16 protein-coding genes and 1 pseudogene are annotated in these 13,527 nt (G+C 69.3%); 10 read left to right on the forward strand and 7 right to left on the reverse strand.

Annotation, left to right across the window (positions count from 1 at the left end):
• Nucleotides 1-65 precede the first annotated feature (65 nt).
• From ACFRCG_RS06455 to ACFRCG_RS06465, 3 genes are read right to left on the reverse strand one after another with little or no spacing between them, the layout of a single operon-like run.
• Nucleotides 66-251 (reverse strand): multicopper oxidase domain-containing protein, encoded by a 186-nt coding sequence (locus ACFRCG_RS06455; protein WP_380029392.1) that lies wholly within the window; start codon nt 249-251, stop codon nt 66-68.
• On the reverse strand, nt 229-1,017 hold the full coding sequence (locus ACFRCG_RS06460) for a hypothetical protein (protein ID WP_380029394.1): 789 nt from the start codon (nt 1,015-1,017) through the stop codon (nt 229-231). The genes ACFRCG_RS06455 and ACFRCG_RS06460 overlap by 23 nt, the downstream gene beginning before the upstream one ends.
• Entirely contained in the window at nt 1,014-1,475 is a 462-nt protein-coding gene (locus tag ACFRCG_RS06465; RefSeq protein ID WP_380029396.1) for a hypothetical protein, read from the reverse strand. Before ACFRCG_RS06465 ends, ACFRCG_RS06460 begins: the two co-directional genes overlap by 4 nt.
• A 387-nt stretch (nt 1,476-1,862) precedes the next feature.
• Here ACFRCG_RS06465 and ACFRCG_RS06470 point away from each other — a divergent pair, with 387 nt between their 5' ends.
• The gene (locus tag ACFRCG_RS06470; protein ID WP_380029651.1) at nt 1,863-2,699 is read left to right on the forward strand and encodes a carbohydrate-binding protein; all 837 of its coding nucleotides are present in this window, start codon (nt 1,863-1,865) and stop codon (nt 2,697-2,699) included.
• Between the two features lie 251 nt (nt 2,700-2,950).
• Nucleotides 2,951-3,160 carry a hypothetical protein gene (locus tag ACFRCG_RS06475; protein ID WP_380029398.1) on the forward strand — a complete coding sequence of 70 codons (210 nt, stop codon included), beginning with the start codon at nt 2,951-2,953 and terminating at the stop codon, nt 3,158-3,160.
• A gap of 62 nt (nt 3,161-3,222) precedes the next feature.
• Here ACFRCG_RS06475 and ACFRCG_RS06480 read toward each other — a convergent pair whose 3' ends face one another.
• Nucleotides 3,223-3,597: a tectonin domain-containing protein gene (locus ACFRCG_RS06480; protein ID WP_380029400.1), complete on the reverse strand. Its 375-nt coding sequence runs from the start codon at nt 3,595-3,597 to the stop codon at nt 3,223-3,225.
• 156 nt (nt 3,598-3,753) lie between these two features.
• A complete protein-coding gene (locus tag ACFRCG_RS06485; RefSeq protein WP_380029402.1) occupies nt 3,754-3,903 on the reverse strand; it encodes a hypothetical protein in 150 nt (49 codons plus the stop codon).
• A 933-nt stretch (nt 3,904-4,836) separates the two neighbouring features.
• Here ACFRCG_RS06485 and ACFRCG_RS06490 point away from each other — a divergent pair.
• The 5 genes and pseudogenes from ACFRCG_RS06490 to ACFRCG_RS06510 form a co-directional block, all read left to right on the forward strand.
• Complete coding sequence (locus ACFRCG_RS06490; protein ID WP_380029404.1) at nt 4,837-5,295, forward strand: hypothetical protein; 459 nt, start codon at nt 4,837-4,839, stop codon at nt 5,293-5,295.
• 214 nt (nt 5,296-5,509) lie between these two features.
• On the forward strand, nt 5,510-5,884 hold the full coding sequence (locus ACFRCG_RS06495) for a peptidase inhibitor family I36 protein (RefSeq protein ID WP_160161748.1): 375 nt from the start codon (nt 5,510-5,512) through the stop codon (nt 5,882-5,884).
• A gap of 278 nt (nt 5,885-6,162) precedes the next feature.
• A complete protein-coding gene (locus tag ACFRCG_RS06500; RefSeq protein WP_380029406.1) occupies nt 6,163-6,774 on the forward strand; it encodes a molecular chaperone in 612 nt (203 codons plus the stop codon).
• Between the two features lie 271 nt (nt 6,775-7,045).
• Nucleotides 7,046-7,216, forward strand: coding sequence for a hypothetical protein (locus ACFRCG_RS06505; RefSeq protein WP_380029408.1), 171 nt, complete (start codon nt 7,046-7,048; stop codon nt 7,214-7,216).
• Between the two features lie 3 nt (nt 7,217-7,219).
• Nucleotides 7,220-7,444, forward strand: a pseudogene (locus ACFRCG_RS06510) (ATP-binding protein); the annotation flags it as partial.
• Between the two features lie 59 nt (nt 7,445-7,503).
• Here the strand turns inward: ACFRCG_RS06510 and ACFRCG_RS06515 are convergent.
• Entirely contained in the window at nt 7,504-8,172 is a 669-nt protein-coding gene (locus ACFRCG_RS06515) for a hypothetical protein (protein ID WP_380029410.1), read from the reverse strand.
• Between the two features lie 13 nt (nt 8,173-8,185).
• On the opposite strand from ACFRCG_RS06515, the gene ACFRCG_RS06520 reads away from it, so the two are divergent.
• Complete coding sequence (locus ACFRCG_RS06520) at nt 8,186-8,332, forward strand: hypothetical protein (RefSeq protein WP_380029412.1); 147 nt, start codon at nt 8,186-8,188, stop codon at nt 8,330-8,332.
• A gap of 871 nt (nt 8,333-9,203) precedes the next feature.
• On the opposite strand, the gene ACFRCG_RS06525 is transcribed toward ACFRCG_RS06520, so the two are convergent.
• The gene (locus tag ACFRCG_RS06525) at nt 9,204-9,653 is read right to left on the reverse strand and encodes a hypothetical protein (RefSeq protein ID WP_380029414.1); all 450 of its coding nucleotides are present in this window, start codon (nt 9,651-9,653) and stop codon (nt 9,204-9,206) included.
• A gap of 714 nt (nt 9,654-10,367) precedes the next feature.
• On the opposite strand from ACFRCG_RS06525, the gene ACFRCG_RS06530 reads away from it, so the two are divergent.
• Nucleotides 10,368-10,844: a hypothetical protein gene (locus ACFRCG_RS06530; RefSeq protein WP_380029416.1), complete on the forward strand. Its 477-nt coding sequence runs from the start codon at nt 10,368-10,370 to the stop codon at nt 10,842-10,844.
• Between the two features lie 121 nt (nt 10,845-10,965).
• Nucleotides 10,966-13,521, forward strand: a complete 2,556-nt coding sequence (locus tag ACFRCG_RS06535) for a DUF6603 domain-containing protein (RefSeq protein WP_380029422.1) — start codon at nt 10,966-10,968, stop codon at nt 13,519-13,521.
• Nucleotides 13,522-13,527 lie beyond the last annotated feature (6 nt).

The raw sequence follows: 13,527 nt of genomic DNA on the forward strand, positions 1-13,527 counted from the left end.
TGGTCGATTCGTGCGCGCTCGGCCTGCAGAGCGGGTCCCCGTCTGTTCGCACGTCCTCGAGAACCTCAATGGCCGTTTTCGTCGAGCACCTGCAGCGGTCGCATCATTTCGTTGTCCTCATGGTCCGTGATGTGGCAGTGCCAGACATACCGTCCCGCGATGTGGAAGCGAACCTTGACGCGGGTGATGCGATTGGGCAGTGCGATCACGGTGTCCTTGTATCCGCCTTCACCCGGCTGCGGGGGCGACAACGGGCCGCCCCCGATCGCTTGGCGGTCGAGGACCCCAGGTGTTGCCGTTGACGACCATCGTCGTGCCGAAGAACTCCGGGTTCCAGATGGGTGGAACGTCGGTGTGGGGGATCCACGGACCTCCGGGTGGGGTGTCCCCGAAGTATCCGCGGCTGCCGCGGAAGAACACCGACCCGTCGGCGGTGAAGGACTTGTCCTGAACCACCAGGGGGATCTCGTGGGAACGGACGCCGTGACCTCCTCGGGCACCGTCTCGTCCCGGCGCCGGCCCGGGAAGTACCCCCGAGGGGAGATCGGCGGATCCACCACGCAGCAGATAGACGCCCGCGAGGCCCGCGTAGACGTTCGCCCGCGTCATTCCCAGGGTGTGATCGTGGTACCAGAGCATTGCGGGACGCTGATCGTTGTCGTACACGAACGTCGCCGACCGCGGGCGCCGGCGGACGCCGTAGCGGTCCCGGAACCGCTCGGCGAACCGCTCGTAGTAGGTGCCCACGCGAGCGTATTCGCGAGGAATGTCACGAGCCTTCGGCAGATACCAGGCTTCGGGGTATCCGTCGCTCTCTTCCCGGCTGTGTCCACCGTGCAGGTGCGTCACGACGGGCACCGGCCCCGTGTACGGCCCGGGAGTGGTCGAGAACGTGGGCCGCGAGTCGCGCCCGGCCGTTCCGCCCGGAGGGTTCGCCCAGTGCAGCGTGGGATCCACGGCGCACAGATGAGGCAGATGCAGTTCGCGCGACGTGACGAGGTCGTTGACCCAAGTCACGGAGATCGGCCGATCCACCCGGGTTTCGATGGTCGGGCCCGGCGTATGGAAGGAATCCCGGTCGCCCGCGGCCCCGTAACCCAGACCGTAGTGGCCGGCATTCCGATCGGCAGGATCTGCTGCCGGAACTGACGGATCGCGATGCGGTAGGAGTTTCGGCCGTCGCAGGGCATTTCACCGAGAAGGAAAAGTGGTGTTCGGTACTTCGGTACGGACGAGGGATCGAGTGCGCCTGCCATCGGCCGTGAAGAACGCGGGTGATGGTGCCGAACGTATCGAGGAATTGCCGACCCCGATGGAGAATCGACCGCGTGGGCATGGCCTCCCGCGAGCACACCGGCAAAACCTGCGACACCGAACACGGCCTTGGTACGCAGCAGTTCGCGTCGACTCGGCAGATATCGCCCGGCGACGTCGGCCACCCGGGAAATCTCCGGAGAACTGATGTTTTCGATCACGCCCGAATGATATGTGGACGATAGGGATCGTCGCGTAATTTCGAAGGGCAATCGGAGTACGCACAATGGGAGAGAGTGTGACGCATGAAGACCTCGGCGGCCATGATCCGACCCCTTGGCCCAGAGCGACGGAGCCCAAGTTCTGCGCGGTGACTGCGGGAAGCGGAATCCTCCTCGTGGAGCCGTACGTACGCGTCGCCCCTCGAGGGACCATCTCGAAGACATCCGCGCAAAGTACTACGACGGCGGTGTTCTGTGTATCGACCCACCCCATCCGCCCGCATAGGTTCGAACCGATCGCGGGCGGTGACCTCGGTGTCGGTGTGAGTCGACGCCGTCGAACCGACGCGCCCGTGCCCGCCGCCGACGAGGAAGGTCGACGTGGACATCGACGACACGGACATCGACACGCCGTACAGCGAAGGACCGGAGGAAACCGCATCGCGCGGCATCACCCGAAAGAACCTGTTGAAGGCCGCGATCGTGGCGGCGCCGCTGCCGTTCCTGATCGGCGGCGTCCCCGCACTGGCCCGCTCCGCCCGCGACTCGGGTGCCGATCTGGCGCCGACGCCGTTCTGCCACGACGGCGACGCACCCACCATCGAGCAGACGGAGGGGCCGTACTTCAAGCCCAACTCGCCGCTGCGCACGGTACTCGCGACGTCGAGCACCCCGGGCATCCCCCTCACCGTGACCGGCTTCGTCTTCGGTCGGCAGTGCCAGCCACTCGCCAACGTGCTGCTGGACTTCTGGCAGGCGGACACCAACGGGACGTACGACAACTACGGGTTCGCCTTCCGCGGCCACCAGTTCACCAACGCACAGGGCGCGTACACGCTCACCACGATCGTGCCCGGTCTGTACCCGGGTCGCACCCGCCACCTGCACGTGAAGGTCCAGGCGCCGAACAAACCGATCCTCACCACCCAGACGTACTTCCCGAACGAACCGCGCAACAACACCGACACGATCTTCGACCCCCGGCTGCTGATGACGGTTCGTCAGGTGGGCTCGGGACGCGAGGCGTCCTTCGACTTCGTGCTCGACATCAGCGGCACACCGCCGACGACCCCGCCCACCGGCCGCGCGTGGAAGGCCGGCGTCAACTACGCGGTGGGCGACCAGGTCACCTACGGTGGCTCGACCTACCGCTGCCTCGTGGCCCACCTGTCCCGACCCGGGTGGGAGCCGCCGAACTACACGTTCCTGTGGCGGCGCATCTGATACTCCAGCAGCGGTTCGGTATCTGTGCAGGTCAGGGCCTGTGTGAGTGGTTTCCGGTCTATCCGTGATGGCTCGGGCGATCCCGAGTATCTCGGTCACACCCCTCCCTGGAGAACGGAGGTCCGGACGGAGCGCGTGGCAGCACCGAGAGCCTCACGGTGTACGACAGCTCGACCGGGACCGACGCAAGTGAGCGGGGGCTCGACCAGAGGGCCGGTTCGTGGATCAAACCAAGCCATCCCGCGGAGCGAGTGTTCCTCACCGCGGTCGGCCCCGGGCTGCCGACGTTCGCCGCGTATGAGCCCTACAGCCAGGATGTCTTTTCCGTCCACGACTCCCTGGTCCATCCCGTCGGGGAGCCCGCCCTCCCCGACGGCAAGCTGAGCTACCTGGTCGCCGGCTGGTACAGCGACAGCGGCGACGACATCCTGAAGCAGGCCGCCATGCCCCCGGCCTCTTGACCCCCGACACGGCCTCGCCGGTCGACATCCTCAGGTCCTTCGGCCGGCAGCCTTTCGACTCCTCACAGACCGCGCGCACCCTGTACAGCCGTCGTTCCCGCCCACCGGCTCGGGACCGACACTACCCGGACACCGGTGCGGGCCCCAACCATCTCGGCCGGGAGTACGCACGCTTTGGAGAGGCAGGGTCGGCTGGGCTGGTCGCCGGTGTATCGGAAGATGTCGCCGGCGCTGTTGACGTGCCACGCGTTGCCGTCGGCGCCGGCTGCGACGTCGGTGGCGGTGCCGGGGATCTTGATCCACGGGTTGGTGCCGCTGGCGTCGTAGTTGGTGTACCGGTAGACGGCGCCGGCGGAGTCCACCCCCCACACGCTCGTGCGGGAGCCCGCGTCGATGCGGACCAGACTGCCGTCGATGCCTTCCACGGGTTCACGCATCCTGGTCGCCGTGGTACCGGTAGATCTGGTTGCGACTGTTGACCCCCCACACCGTGCCGTCGGCTGTGGCGGAGATGTCGCTCAGACCCCCCGGGGATGCGGACGGCTGGGACGACAGCAGCTCCGCCGACCTCGTCTGACCGACTGCGGGCCGGGTCACCCGACGAGGGCGCGGACGGCGTCGGGGACGAGGGCGACCAGGCGGTGCCCGATCTCGTCGCCGACGCCCGCGGCTGCGGCGGCCAGGAGCAGGCCGAGCAGTGCGACGACATGTCGTCGGCGCCGCGACAGGGGTGGGGCCGGCACGGGCTCCTGCCCGTGTTCCGGCTCAGGAATGGGCTGGGTGCCTCCGGTCCTTCCTTGATAGGCGGGCGCCGCCGCAGGTCCGTGCATCCTGCGTGAAGTCGCGCCGCATCTGGGCAGGTTGGGGGAATCGCAGGTGGGGGCGCGGGTGTGGTTCCAGGCTCGGGGGGCGGGGTCGGGGCGCAAGGTGCGGCGCAACACCGGGGGAGGGGCGTGTGGTGGGGGACCCGGAGGACGTGGCCACACCGGAGGATTTCACCGCGGCGTTGGGGGCGCTGCTGGACGAGACGCTGCGCACACGATCGGGGGCTTCGCCGGCGAGGGCCGCGGGCATCGCGGAGAACGGCATCGCGAACTGGCGGGCCGGTGCGATCCCCCAGGCCGGTCCGTTGGACGAACTGCTGTCCGCGTGCCGGGTCCCGCCGGAGCGGGCCAGGCTCTGGCAACAGGCACGCACCCGCGCCGCCCAAGCCCGCAAAGCCCGCCGTACCGACGAGCCGCGCAACCGCGGCCGGCTGGGAGGCAACCACCTGCTCGCCGTCTTCGGACGGGACCCCCTGAGCCTGTACGTCGGCACGGCGACGGGCGAGGAAGCCGTGGTGGACCTGGAGACCGGCGACCGACTCGCGGACACCTCCTGGACCGACCGGCGCGCTGCGGCGCAGCGCCAGGTCGGCGAGCGCGGGTACGTCCAGGTCGACCGGGACGGCTCCATCGCCGTGTGGGTGACGCTGCCCGACGGGAACGGGAAGGTGGAGATCCGCAGCCGCCCACGCCTGCTCGCGGGTGCGCCTCGGCCTCGGCCCGCCCGGCACCGGCGGCGCTGCCGCCCCGGCCTCGACCACCGCGGGCCCGGGCGGTCGGCGGGCCGGGGCCGAGAAGCCGACCGGGGCGTCGAGGGTGGTGTTCGTCGCAGCGCGCCGTTCGTCCGAAGGCGTGGCCGCGCGGCGAGGCTCCTGCCCGCGGGGCGCCGAATGCGTTTGGGCCACGTCGTCGGGCCTCTTCGGCACCGACCGTGGGTTCCTGCTCGCCCTTCCCGTCAACCTCTACAGCGCGAACGCGGTCTCCCGACACCGGCGTTCCGTCTGGCGCCGGGTCCGCCTGCTCGACGACTGGGACATCGTGGGCGCCGCTTGCGCGATTTGCCTGGGCATGAGCGGGCACGGCCACCGCGAGCACCTGCTCGGCTCACGAGTCGGACGCCCGGAGTTCGCAATGCTCTCCTTGGTCGGCACCGTCGCCGTGCTCGGGACGACCTGGGAGACGGGCATCAACTCCCTCGCGGTGCCCAACCTGGGCGACACGGAGCCCATACGGCGAATGCTCGACCGGGCGGCGACCAGGGTCTGGGACCCCCGCGAGGAGTGGTTCATGGGGGCGCCTCGTCTCGGATGATCCGGTTCGTCGGACCGTTCGAGGCGAGGCCACGTCTCTTTGTCCGCGTCGACGGAGTCGGGTTCTCCGGCTGGGCCGTACTCCTTACGGGCCAATAGTGTCGCTTGTACGCATGTTCTGCCGACGACAACCCGGGGTCACGGCGATGCTTGTCGGAACGGGGCGGGTCCCGTCCGCTCTGCCAGTGTCGATCACGCCCACCGAGGAGTATTCCGTGGCTGACAGGAACGTCACCGTCCACACCGAGCGCGGCTATCGAGGTCGCAGCCAGACCCTGAAGCCGGGAGCATACGACGCGAGTGAGTTGAAGGAGGGGGAGGACACCATCAGTTCGGTCCGGGTGCCGGACGGCTGGACGGTCTGTTTGTACGAGGACCCGAATTTCACGGGCAGGTCCAAGCTCCTCACCTCGTCCACCGACTATGTGGGGGACGACTTCAACAACGTCACCTCCTCGCTCATCGTCGCCGACCCCGCGGCCACCGAGGACATCGACGTCGACGCGAAGTCGTTGATGCGCCTGACCCAGGGCTTCCCGCCGAAATATGAGCAGGTCATGGTCCTCAGCTTCACCATGGTCGGCGAGTAGCCCCGGTAGTGCCCCGACCAGAGGTCGTGATTCGGCCGGCACGGCTTGGTGCGAAGACGGGTGCGGCCACCGCTGATCACCGGTGTGTGATGCCGGAGGATCACGCGTTCGTCACCGAGCCGGAACCGGCCGCCCGCCAAGGCCCGCGGGACATCCGACATCGCCCTGCGCTCCTCAACGGCTTCCTCGCAACAACCGCCCCGACGCGATGAACAACACAATCGGATCCGCAGAGCTCAGTAGTCTGACGAAGTCCGTTCACTTACCTGGAGACACCTGTGGCTGTCGTCCTTACGACCTCCCGTGTGCTCTTCGATGCGTCCGTCGATCCGCGACAGGCGGCGGTTGTAGTCCGCAACACCGGTGATGAGCCGGTTGTGGTCCAGACGTTCGTCTCGGACCGGCAGGGCGATGCGAAGGTGCCCTTCGCCTCGACCCCGTCCGTGGTCAGGCTCAACGAAGCCACGGAGCAGGCGGTGGTGGTCCGCAGGGTGCACGTCAAGGGCAGCGACGTGCCCGCAGACCGCGAGGCCTTGTTCCGGTTCAACGCCAAGGTCGTTCCGTCCATGCGCTCGGATCAGGCAGCGACCACGCTGACGATTCCGCTCTTCCATCGGCCGACGGGTCTGGCCGGCGACCCGGCCGCGGCTCCGGGCCGGCTGTCCATCAGCCAGGAAGACGGCAAGCTGACACTCACCAACCCGACCCCATTTTTCGTCACCCTTGCGAGCCTGTCCGTGGGAGAAGACACTCTCGACATCGGCGAATCCGCGCTGATCCCCCCGCTGGGCGGCACCGTGTCCTACGCCCTGCCGTCGGACACCACGGCAGAGGTCGGCTGGACGGCGATCAGCGACTCCGGCACCATCACCCCCTGGTATCACGAGTAGCCTCGAGCGCGAGGTGCCCACCGCGTCGGCGCACCGCGTCGCATCGCACGCACGCTCGTGGAGCGTTGTGGCGCACTCGGGCGCATTCCGATCGTGCGGTGTTGTGCGATGCGGTGTCGATGTGGGTGGGAGAGCCAGGGACCCGGGCCGCCATCTGCCCCATGAACACCTCGTTGCCGGCCTCGCTGCGGCTCTTCGCTCAGGCGCGCTTACCTGGGACGCCGTCGCGCTGGAGGCCCGCAAAGCTGCCGAGGCCGGCACAACAGCCGCGATGAAACCGGAAACGCCCACCATGAACCGGGCAGCGGTGTTCTCGCTCGCCGAGCGGCGCCAGGCCCAGCCTCCGCCCGACACCAGGCCGCTGCCCTCGGTGGCCCACTACGACCGGCTACTGCGACGCCGCCGACGGGACCGCCCGACCCCTGAAGGAGACAAGCCGTGACCCCCCCGCCGGCGAGGACTCACCGAGCAGGCCGCCACCGCCGCCGTCGACCAGGCATGCCGGATGTTGCGGCTGCCCACCATCCGCTCCCGGTTTCCCGAGATCGCCGAGAGCGCCGCCCGTGGGCAGATGTCCTATCTCGGCTTCCTGTCCGAGCTGTTGATGGCCGAGGGCGACGATCGTGCCAGGCGCCGCTTCGAGCGCCGGATCCAGGCCGCCGGTGCCCCGGGGTCGTCCGTGCCCGACGGGGAGGAGACGGTGACCTCGACGCGGTTGCGAGTCGGCGTCTACGAGATCCCGACGAAGCGCCAGCGGCGACAGTTCTGCGGATACACGTCGGCCCAGCCGGTGTAGCCGTCGTCGTACATCACCGGGTTGTAACCCATGAGGCCGGTGTTCGTGCTGACGTATCCACTGTTCTTCTGTACCGGTGCCACGAGGAACCCGGGGCCGGCGCCGTCGTGGTCGGCAACGAGTGTCCACCAGTAGCGTTTGTGGTCGCACTCGCCGGTCACGCGTACGTGCCCGCCGGAGCCGTCGTCGGAGCCCACGACGTAGTCGCCGGCGTGGTAGCCGCCAACTCCCTTGATGTGGAAGAGCAGTCGGCGCTCGACGTGCGCTTGTGCGAGGTCCATCTGTACGTCGTCCCAGTGCGCGTCCGCGACGGTCCATTCGCTCGTTCGGTCGGCCCGGCCGGGGAGGTCCTTCATGTAGAAGCCCTCGAAGGGACCGTGGGGGTAGGGTTTCTCGGTCATGACGATGGGCCGGTCGGTGCCCGCCGGTTCGACGACGACGAATGTCTTCACGTGGTCTGCGGTCGGATCGACGTCACCGCCCTTCCACCAGTACGTGTTGCTGCACCCCTTCGACAGAAGCTGGAGCCAGGCCTCCGCGGCGGCACCCCATTCCCGGTACGGATGGTCGGGGTCGCGCCCCTGCAGGGCCCGATCGAGCACCCCCCGCCCACGAATGATCAACGCCCAGGACCCGATCGGCCGCCGGCTCCTGCGGGTCACGACGTCCTGGCACCACTACCCGGACACCGAACCGTCCCTACTGCACATGTGGTTGCACTTGGACGACCTCGGCCCCGTTCGCTTCCACACCCTGGGATAGGACCTGGACCTGCGGATCGACGAACCCCACAAACCCCACGAACCCCACGACCTGGACGAGTACGGTCACGTCATCGTGGAGGACGATCCTCCGGACTTCCCCATGAGCTGTTCTGGATCGGCGCATCGTCTCCGTCCGGCCGATTCGGTATCGGGACGCTGACATCGACTACGTCACCCTGCGATTCGAGAGCGGCGACATCCGTGTCCTCGCCGTCGCGGCCGAGGCACCCGACGTCGACGGGCCGCGTCAACTCGACCTGCTCACGCTCGTCGATTTCGCGCCCGCCGAACCCGCCGGCATCGACGACGCGGACCACGAGGAGCGGGACCAGGCGCTCGCCGACGTCGACACCCCGATGTCGTTCACCACCGGTTCGGATAGTTGGACCACCTCCGACCTGCGGCGGGTGACAGGAGGGTGTTCCGTTCGCCGGTCGTTCGCCGGATGTCCGGCGTGGAAGGTGTGTCGGACAGCGGAGCCGAGGGTCTCGTCTGCTGCGTGGTGGCGGCCGCGATTCCCGTCGTGGTCATTCCCCTGATCGGTCCGGTCGTCCCGATCGTCCGGTGGATCGCGACCGGACACTGGTCCTGGACCTGCTGGGGGTTCGGCCCAGCCGCAGGGCGGTGCGGGCAGGCCGGCAGTTCAGCGCAACGTGTTCCAGGGTCCGGGTCGGAGCGGGCCATCCGTTCGCACGTGTGAGGGGCGGCACGCGCACGAAGACCTCGCCGCGACCCGGACGTGTCGACCCGCTACCCCGGCCGGATTCACGCGAAGCCTCTGATGGCCCGTCCGGGTCCCCGGGCGCCGCGGTCGTGGCCTGACGTCCGTGGATCGGGGGCGAGGAACGCCCGCCGGCCGGTGACCTCGCTCAGGAGAAGATGTCGGCCTCGTACTTGGCGCTGTGCTCCCAGGTGCCGGCGGGGAAGCTGGACTGCCAGGTACCCAGGCGGATGTTCAGCTTCTCGTGCCTGGTCAGCCTGCCGGTGACGTGGATGCCCTTCGACTCGGAGGTACCCACGCCGCTGCAGCCGACCTCTTCGGAGTCCTTCCAGGACTGGCTCACCCCACCGTGCTGGATCCACGCCGTCGTACGCGAGGTCGCCTGGCAGTTCACGCTCAGGTATCCGCTGATCGCGTAGGAGCCGTCGCCCGTCCACGTGACCTCGCCCTGGAACGACCCGCGTGAATACCCTCGCTGCACGTAGAAGCCGATGGGGTCGCGCCCCTCCTGGACGGACGACGCAACCCGCGCCGACGTGCCCGCGGCCAGGACGGTCAGGGCGACCGACGACGCCTTGCCGAACACACGAAACCTCATGGAGTACCGCCATCCTCTCGTCGGGAGTCCCGGCCGCGCGGCGCCGCCGGCACGTCGTCCACCGGCAGCCGACATCTCTGCGGCGAGGCCGTATCGCGATCACTCATCCGGGGTGTGACTTCTCCGCTCCGGTCCGCCTCATGCGCCGCCGGGCCGGGATTCGCCCTTTCGGGGATGCCTCGGGGATGGATCCCACCCCGGCCGCACTCCCCGGTTGCCGGCAGGGGTTGCCCATGGGCGGGCGGGATTTCGCATCGGACGCGACCGTCGGCGGGCCTACGGCGCCCTGTCCCCGCACGCGTGAACGGGCCCCACCGAGCAGAACCCGCCCGCCCACGCCTTGAGGGGGGGCCACCGCACACTCGCGGTGGCCCCCTCGTCGGCCCGGGGGTTCGTGGGCTCCCGCGGCCGAGGCCACCGATGCGGACGGCCCGCGCCGGCTCGGCTTGCCCGGGCTCGTCGATTTCGCCCCGCCGAACCTGCGGGCGTCGACGGCCGGTACCGCGAGGAGCGGGACCAGGCCTCGTCGGCGATAGCGCCGCCTCGGGGTTGTTCGCCATCGATTCGGACAGTTGGGCCGCCTCCGACCTGCGGCTGGTGTCCGTTACCACCGTCGCGCCCCCGCACGCGCCGCCGTGCGCCACTGTCGGCGCCTCGAGGTGGCCGCGCACACCGGTGGGCGACGACCGACCCGACCCGGAGGGGGCGCGCATCATGGCCGAGCACGGCGACCCTGTACTGATCACCCACATCGGCGGCGAGCTGGTGGAACTCCCGGGCAGCCTGGGCGGAATCAGGGCCGGCCTGTCGGACGACACCGCGCACGAGGCCTTCGACGCGGAGATCGACGCGGCCCCGCTCACGCAGGTCCCGCTGATCGCGGCCCGGTGGGGCTTGCCGCAGCATCAAGGACTGACGGCAGTGGGCGGGACGGGCCGGCGTGCCGTGCACACGAGCATGCTCGCCCACGCTGCCCGCACCACATCCGTCGCCGATGCCGCGCGCGGCGCAGTCGTCGGCGGACGGGATCGGGCCGGCGAAGGGCCGCGCCTCGCCGTGGGGTTCGTGTCGTTCCCGGCGGCGACCGCGCGGATGTCGCACGGGCGTTCCAGAGGAACCGGGAGCCGTCCAACTCGATGGATGAGAACACGTCATTACATGATGCAATCGAGCCAGTCGTCATTTGTGTGATTGCTTACTTCTTGTCCGTGACGTCAAGTTGTTGAGCGACGCCGGCGAGTGACAGTCGCAGTCCGTCGGTACTGCTTCCGGCGCCGAACCCTTCGTCGTGATTTCAAGGTGGGTGACGGCTGTGGCGATACAGGTCCAGACCTTGCGGAAGCTGTTCGACGACACACGGCCCGGGGGAGTTCTCGACGTTCCGCCGGAACTCCTCGGCGCGGACGCGGCTCTCGTCTTCCCCGGGGGCGTGCTGCGCATCGAAGGCGTCGTGTGCGATGCGAAGGAGTTGCGCGCGGCCGGTCGGGCGGTCACCACGGCCGCCGACGGCCCCCTGCCGGTACGGGTCGACTTCGGCCGGGACGGCGAACACGTGTCCGGTGTCCGGGCGTTCGTGGACCTGGGTGGCACCGTCGGCCTGGTTCTGGTCGACGGAGTGCCGAGCGGTGACGGGCCGCGGCCCGGCGCCTGGCTGGTGACGGGTGATCGGGTCCTGCCGTTGGCCGCGCCCCCGCAGTGCGAGCCCGACACCGATCCGGAGCGCCGCGACGGGCTCGGCCGACCGCTGCCACCCCGGCGGCTCCGCACCGCCGAGGAACGACGACGCGAACCGCGGGCGTTGGTGACCTCGCGCGGCATCGTCGTACCCCGGACCGCGGCCGTGCGCCGCAAGGGCGTCACCGTACTCGACTCGCCGATGATCCGCGGTTGGTCCCCGCCCGAACCGCCGCCCGGCGCCAACGGCATCAGCATCAACCTCGAACGCCGCACGTTCCGTCTCGTCGGCGCGCTGACCGCGCTTCCCGCCACCCCGCCGTACAAGACCACCATCGCCGGCCTGCTCATCGTCGGCGTCGGAACGTACACCGGAACCGCGATGGGCGCGTACGTCGTGCCCGACAGCGGCACAGACCCCTCGATGTTCGTGTACGCCGCCCTCAGCGGTGACCCGCTGCTCGGCTCCCCGCCCCTCGAACTCAACGGTGTCTCGGCCGGGTTCGGCTGGAACAGCAAGGTCCGCGTCCCCGCCGCCGAGGCGCTCGCGACCTTCCCTTTCCTCCAGGCCCTCGACGACCCCGGCTCGATCGGCCACGACGAGGAGGCCACCGATCCCCTCGACATCCTCGCCACCCTCGTCGGCAGCGGGAGCCTCGCCTGGGTCCGACCCTCCGAGGGCAACGTCTGGATCGCCGCCGGCTTCGCCTTCAGCGTCTTCGAACTCATCAAGGGCCGCGCCATGGCCATCGTCCAGTTCGGCGACGACCTCGTCATCAGCCTCCTGGGCACGGGCGGCGCGGAACTGCCCACCAAGAGCACCAAGAAGATCGCCCGGGTGGAAATCGGCGTCGAGGCCACCATCCGCCCCTCCTCCGGCGAACTCAGCCTCGGCGTCGGCCTCACCGAGAACACCTTCGTCATCGACCCGGACTGCAAGGTCCGCGGCGGCATCGGACTCAAGGTGTGGTTCGGCGCCAATCCCAACGCCGGCGACTTCGCGTTCATCCTCGGCCGCATCCCCGCCGGGCGCGAGCTCCCCGTGCGCTATCCCCGGGGCGCCGAGGCCGCGCTCACCTGGGCCCTGGGCTCCACCGTCACCGTCTCCGGCAGCGCCTACGCCGGACTGACCCCCAAGTCCCTGATGGCCGGCGGCGCCCTGGAACTCGTCTTCGAGTCCGGCATGTTGCGTGCCTGGCTCATCGCCAGGATCGACGCCTTCCTGCAATGGAAGCCGTTCTACTTCGATGTCGGTATCAGCGTCCGCGTCGGAGTGTCCGCCACGATCCCGATCTGGTTCGTCCGGATCAGGATCTCCGTCGAGGTCGGCGTCAGCGTACGAGCCTGGGGGCCGCCGGTCGGCGGCGAGGCCACCGTCCACCTGTGGTTCATCTCCTTCACCATCGGCTTCGGCCGAAAGCGCGACGACACCCCACCACCGCTGGGCTGGTTCGGCTTCCAGGGCACCCTGCCCGTACCCCAGCACATGGTCCGCTCCACCGCCGGCGCCGGCCTCATCGGCGAAACCCCCGCAGGCACCACCCGCAGCGAACGCAAACCGTGGATCGTGGACAACGCCGGCTTCCGATTCACCGCCGACACCCAGGTACCGGTCAGCAAGGTCTACCTCAGCAGGACGGGAACCGAAGACGTCGCCGGCGGCCCACCGATCGACATCCTGCCCATGGCGCTGAAGGACCGGCAGAGCGAACTGCGCGTGTGGGTCACCTTCAACGGCGACGACACCTACGACCTCATGGAGTGGGGACGCGGCATCCTCCGCGGACCGGTCCCACGTGCCCGCTGGGGAGACAGCGGCGACGGCGGCGAACTTATCCCCGAACAGGTCATCGGAATCGAACTCGCCTCACCACCGGTCGACAACGGCACCGACACCGGCTTCATCGACGAGGAGGGCATCTCCTTCGACCCGGTCACCCCGCCCGGAATCCAGCCCCTCGACCCCGCAGCCACCCCCGTCGGCCCGGTACCGCAGCGGCCCTCCAGGAGCGTGGTCGACATCATCGCCACCGGGGTGAACACCCCCACCGTCAAGGACCGCCGCAACGCCCTCCTCGACGCCGCCGAGAACCTCGGCCTCTTCGACCGCGGCCCCGTCGACACCGACCTCACCGCCTACGCGTCCGCCGCCGGCACGGCCTTCACCGCCGACCCGATGCTCATCCCGGCCTGAGCCGCC

It is taken from the genome of Embleya sp. NPDC056575 (genome assembly GCF_042793325.1).
Lineage (GTDB): Bacteria > Actinomycetota > Actinomycetes > Streptomycetales > Streptomycetaceae > Embleya.

What these genes read in the sequence shown, in the direction of transcription:
- ACFRCG_RS06520 (WP_380029412.1), top strand. Translation starts at nt 8,186, where the DNA reads ATGATCAACGCCCAGGACCCGATCGGCCGCCGGCTCCTGCGGGTCACG.
- ACFRCG_RS06530 (WP_380029416.1), top strand. Translation starts at nt 10,368, where the DNA reads ATGGCCGAGCACGGCGACCCTGTACTGATCACCCACATCGGCGGCGAG.
- ACFRCG_RS06480 (WP_380029400.1), bottom strand. Translation starts at nt 3,597, where the DNA reads ATGCGTGAACCCGTGGAAGGCATCGACGGCAGTCTGGTCCGCATCGAC.
- ACFRCG_RS06505 (WP_380029408.1), top strand. Translation starts at nt 7,046, where the DNA reads ATGAAACCGGAAACGCCCACCATGAACCGGGCAGCGGTGTTCTCGCTC.
- ACFRCG_RS06525 (WP_380029414.1), bottom strand. Translation starts at nt 9,653, where the DNA reads ATGAGGTTTCGTGTGTTCGGCAAGGCGTCGTCGGTCGCCCTGACCGTC.